The sequence below is a fragment of the Streptomyces muensis genome (genome assembly GCF_021474425.1).
GTDB classification, from domain to species: Bacteria; Actinomycetota; Actinomycetes; order Streptomycetales; family Streptomycetaceae; genus Streptomyces; species Streptomyces muensis.
In genome coordinates, this window is record NZ_JAKEIP010000417.1 from 1 (window position 1) to 4,937 (window position 4,937).

General features: G+C 72.8%; 4 protein-coding genes. All 4 read right to left on the reverse strand.

Annotated features, from left to right (window positions below; all coding sequences use genetic code 11):
- Positions 1-180 precede the first annotated feature (180 nt).
- The gene (locus L0P92_RS42125) at positions 181-1,263 is read right to left on the reverse strand and encodes a Zn-dependent alcohol dehydrogenase (RefSeq protein ID WP_234768425.1); all 1,083 of its coding nucleotides are present in this window, start codon (positions 1,261-1,263) and stop codon (positions 181-183) included.
- Between the two features lie 34 nt (positions 1,264-1,297).
- Positions 1,298-2,686 (reverse strand): aldehyde dehydrogenase family protein, encoded by a 1,389-nt coding sequence (locus tag L0P92_RS42130; protein WP_234768426.1) that lies wholly within the window; start codon positions 2,684-2,686, stop codon positions 1,298-1,300.
- Between the two features lie 217 nt (positions 2,687-2,903).
- Positions 2,904-4,241, reverse strand: a complete 1,338-nt coding sequence (locus L0P92_RS42135; RefSeq protein WP_234768427.1) for an ABC transporter ATP-binding protein — start codon at positions 4,239-4,241, stop codon at positions 2,904-2,906.
- 163 nt (positions 4,242-4,404) lie between these two features.
- Positions 4,405-4,937: class F sortase (locus tag L0P92_RS42140; protein ID WP_234768428.1), on the reverse strand; the 533-nt coding region annotated here is incomplete at its 5' end.

The following is a 4,937-nucleotide window of genomic DNA, read 5'->3' on the forward strand; positions in this document are numbered from 1 at the left end:
CGGAACGGGGGGTGGCTCGGGTTCCGGGGAACGTACTGACCGGACGGTATGGACGTCAACGGGTCGCACAGCAGCAGTTTTGCCTGTACATGGCACGGAGTGCAGGGCAGGGCGGCCGGCTCCGGGCATGCCCGAGGCCCCGGCCTCCCGCGGGGGCCGGGGCGTTCGGCGGGCAGGGGGCTAGAACATGACCAGCGCCCGGCCGCCCTTCCCCGCGAGCATGTTCTCGAAGGCCGCCGGGATGCCCTCCAGGGGGATCCGTTCCGTCACCAGCGCGCCGAGGTCCAGTCGTCCGGCGCGGATGTGCTCGGCGAGGACGGGCAGGTCGCGGGCCGGGTCGGAGTTGCCGTAGACGCAGCCGGCAAGGGTGCGGCCCCAGTGGAAGATCTCCAGGGCGTTGAAGGTGACCTGCTGGTCCTTGCCGCCGATGCCGACGACCGTGGTGCGGCCGCCGCGGCGGGTGGAGTCCCAGGCCGTACGGATCGTGCTCGCGCGGCCCACGCACTCGACGGCGACGTCCACGCCCTGTTTGCCGGTGAGGCCGCGGATCTCGCGGGCCGTGTTCTCGGAGGCGATCACGTAGTCGGTGGCGCCGGCCGCGCGTGCCAGCTCCTCCTTCTCCGGGGAGACGTCGACGGCGACGATCTTCGACGCGCCCGCGATCCGGGCCGACTGGAGGGCGGCCAGGCCCACGCCGCCGACGCCGAACACCGCGACCGTCTCGCCCGGCTGGACCCGTGCCGAGTGGTGCACGGCGCCGTAGCCGGTGAGGACGGCGCAGCCCAGCAGGGCGGCGTCGGTGAGCGGGATGCCGTCGGGGAGCGGCAGGAGGCAGCCGGCCGACACGACCGTCTCCTCGGCGAACGCGGCGACGTTCAGACCGGGGTGGAGGTCGGTGCCGTCGGCGGTACGGGCGTAGACGTCGGCGGCGCCGTTCAGGGCGTTGGCGCACAGCCAGACCTCGCCGAGCCCGCAGGCGTGACAACTTCCGCAGGACGGGGCCCAGTTGAGGACGACTCCGTCGCCGGGCGCGAAGTGCGTGACTCCCTCCCCCACGGCTACGACCGTGCCCGCGCCCTCGTGGCCCAGGACCGCGGGGACGGGGACGCGCATGGTGCCGTTGGACAGGGAGAGGTCGGAGTGGCAGACGCCGGCGGCGGCGAGGCGGACGCGGACCTGGCCGGGTCCGGGATCGGGCAGGTCGATCGCGGTGACCTCCAGCGGGGCACCGATGGCGGGCAGGACGGCGGCACGGACGGCCATGGGGGAGGCTCCCTTGAACTTGCTCAGAACCGGCTCAGAACTGGAGGGACTTGGTCTGCAGGTACTCGGCCAGGCCGTGTGCGCCGAGCTCGCGGCCGACTCCCGACTGCTTGTAGCCGCCGAAGGGGGCCAGCGGGTTGAAGCGGCCGCCGTTGATGTCGACCTGCCCGGTGTCCATGCGGCGTGCGAAGGCCACCGCCTCCGTCTCCTCGCCCGCCCAGACGGCGCCCGCGAGGCCGTAGACGGTGCCGTTGGCGATGCGCAGGGCGTCCTCCTCGTCCTCGTAGCGCAGGATCGACAGGACCGGGCCGAAGATCTCCTCCTGGGCGACGGTCATGTCGGGTGTCACGTCGGCGAGGACGGTCGGGCTGACGTAGTACCCGAGCTCACGCGGGGCTTCGGGGCCGCCCGCGACCACACGCGCCCCTTCGACGACGCCCTTCTCGATGTAGCCGAGCACCCGTTCCTGCTGCTTGGCGTTGACGACCGGGCCGATGCGCTCGCCGTACTTCGCGGCGGCGGCCGCGGCCAGCTGGACGGCCTCGTCGTACTGGTCCCGGTGCACCAGCATCCGCGTCCAGGCGCTGCACGTCTGCCCGGAGTTGGACATGACGTTGGCGACGCCGACGTTGACCGCCGTGGCGAGGTCGGCGCTCGGCAGGATGACGTTGGCGGACTTGCCGCCCAGCTCCAGGGCGACCTTCTTGATCGCCGCGCCGGCCACCGCGCCGATCCGCCGGCCGACGGCCGTGGAGCCGGTGAAGGAGACCAGGTCGACGCCGGGGTGCTCGGCGAGCGCCTGGCCGGCGACCGGGCCGCGACCGGTGACCAGGTTGAAGACGCCCGCGGGTACGCCGGCCTCGTGGACCGCCTCGGCGAAGAGCTGGGCGACCAGCGGGGTGTCCTCGGCGGGCTTGACCACCACCGTGCAGCCGGCCGCCAGCGCCGGGGCGACCTTGGCGACGATCTGGTGCAGCGGGTAGTTCCAGGGCGTGATCGCGCCGACGACACCGATCGGCTCGTGGAACACGGTCGAGTTGCCGACCTTCTCCTCGAAGGCGTACGTCGCCGCCAGCTCGGCGTACGAGCCCGCGACCGCGATCGGCACGGCCGCGTGCACCGCCTGCGAGAACTTCAGGGGCGCGCCGAGCTCGGCGGTGACCGTCTCGGCGATCTCGTCCTTGCGCGCGTCGAGGAGGTCACGCAGCGCGGTGAGCCGCGCCGCGCGCTCCGCGGGCGGGGTGGCGGCCCAGGCCGTCAGGGCGGCGCGGGCGGCCCGCACGGCGGCGTCGACGTCCGCGGCGGTGCCGGCCGGAACCCGGCCGACGACCTGTTCGTCGGCCGGATTCACCACCTCGATCACATCCGGGCCCGCGGCGGGGCGCCAGGCGCCGTCGATGTACATACCGTCGTGTGCCTTCATGACGTTTCCTCCGGGGCGGGCCATCTTGACGTCCAGCACATAAACTAGCGGCGATAGTTTTTGTGCGCCAGGAGTCCCATGACATCAGAAGGCTGGCAGGCGGCGGGACAGCGCCCCCGAAGGGGCGCGGGGAACTGCGCGACCAGCCACAACGGCGCCGCAGCCGAACAACAACCCAGCGCGGCACCCCCCTCCCGGCCCCCGAGCGGAGCGCCCTTCACTCCTCCAGATCCGGCAGCCGCGCCGGATCCGGGCAGATCCGCTCCCCGTGGTGGTCGAAGACGAACAGATGGGCGATGTCGACGAGGAGCGGGACCTGCATGCCGTGCCGGAGGTCGAAGTCAGGGGTGGTGCGGACGATCAGGTCGCCGGGGAGCCGGCCCTCGGGCGGCGCCGGTTCGGGGCCCGCGTCGGCCGGATGCTCCAGCGTCACCACGGGCCCGGCGCGCAGCGCGCCCGCCCGGGTGCGGAGCCGGTCCAGGACGGTGCCGGCGTCCCGGCGGCGGCGCCGGGCCGGGGGTACCGGGCGCGGGGCCTCCAGGTCGGGCACGACGGCGGGGCGTGAGCCGGTGTTGAAGTGGACGAGGACCTCGTGGCCCTGGAACTCGACATGCTCGACCAGCCCCGTGATGTGCACCTCGCCCGGCCGGGCGGAGGTGGGCCGGCCGATCCGGACCGCCTCCGAGCGCAGGCCCACGATGACCTCGCGGCCCTGCTGGACCCGGAGCAACTGGTGGTCCAGGGTCAGCGGTTCGGGCAGCCGGAGGTACTGCTTGCCGAGGCTGATGGTCATCGCGCCGTCCAGCGGGGCCCGTACGACACCGCGCAGGAGGTTGATGCGCGGGGTGCCGATGAAGGCGGCGGCGAAGACGTTGCGGGGCAGCGCGTAGACCGTGCGCGGGGTACCCACCTGCTGCAGGACACCGCCGCGCATGACGGCGACCCGGTCGCCGAGCGACATCGCCTCGGCCTGGTCGTGGGTGACGTAGACCGTGGTGACGCCCAGTTCGCGGGTGAGGGCGGAGATCTCGGCGCGCAGATGGTTGCGGAGCTTGGCGTCGAGGTTGGACAGCGGCTCGTCCATCAGGAACGCGGTGGGATGGCGGGCGATGGCCCGGCCCATGGCGACGCGCTGGCGTTCGCCGCCGGAGAGCTGGGCCGGGAAGCGGTCGAGGAGGTCCTCGATGCCCAGCATGCGGGCGGTGGTGTCCACGCGCGGGCGCGGGTCGGCGCCGGGTGCCTCGATGCGCAGGGGGAAGCCGATGTTGTCGCGGGTGGTCATGTTCGGGTAGAGGGCGAAGTTCTGGAAGACCATCGCCATCCGGCGTGCGGCGGGCAGCAGGTCGTTGGCGTACTCACCGTCGAGCAGCAGCTCGCCCTCGTCGATCTCCTCCAGCCCGGCGATCATCCTGAGTACGGTCGACTTGCCGCAGCCGGAGGGCCCGAGGAGGACGAGGAACTCGCCGGGTTCGATGTCCAGCGAGAAACGGTCCACGACGCGGACGCCTCGCGTGTATGCCTTGCTGACGTCGTGCAGGGATATGGCGCGTGTCATGACGGCTGCCCCCGAGGGCTCATTTGCTCCGCGGTCGAACGCCTCGTGCGGGTCGTACGGGGCGTGTGAGTCACGGAAGTTAACGGAATGTGTGCGGGTGAGGGAAGACAACGGGCGGGATCGGGCGGAGCGGTCCGGCAAGTGAGAAAGCGGACGATCAGCTTCAGCGCTTTTCGGCCGCGGCGCGCGGCTCGCGGGTCGCGATGAGATGGGCGAAGACGACGACGTTGCCCGAGTAGCCGGTCCTGCGGTCGTAGTTGCCGCCGCAGGTGATCAGCCGCAGCTCCGGGCGCTTGCGGGCGCCGTACACCTCGCGGTTGGGGAACTTGTCCTTCTCGTACGACTTGATGGCGTCGACGGAGTACACGGCGCTGCGCCCGTCGGCGCGCCGGACCTCGACGCGTTTGCCGCGCTTGAGTTCACCGAGGCCGCCGAAGACGGCGGGGCCGGTGTTGGTGTCGAGGTGGCCCACGGCGATGGCGGTGCCCGGCTCGCCGGGGGAGGGCCCGTCCGCGTACCAGCCGGCGACGTCGGGCTCGTCCTCCGGGGGCGCGGGCAGCCGGCGCTCGCTGTCGAGGCGCAGGTCGATGAGCGGGGCGTCGACGCCGACGTAGGGGATGACCAGGCGCGTCGCACGGGAGCGGGGCAGGGTGCGGGGCGGCGCGCCGGGCGGTTGCGGGCCTTGGCCGACGGGGC

What these genes read in the sequence shown, in the direction of transcription:
- L0P92_RS42125 (WP_234768425.1), bottom strand. Translation starts at nt 1,263, where the DNA reads ATGGCCGTCCGTGCCGCCGTCCTGCCCGCCATCGGTGCCCCGCTGGAG.
- L0P92_RS42130 (WP_234768426.1), bottom strand. Translation starts at nt 2,686, where the DNA reads ATGAAGGCACACGACGGTATGTACATCGACGGCGCCTGGCGCCCCGCC.
- L0P92_RS42135 (WP_234768427.1), bottom strand. Translation starts at nt 4,241, where the DNA reads ATGACACGCGCCATATCCCTGCACGACGTCAGCAAGGCATACACGCGA.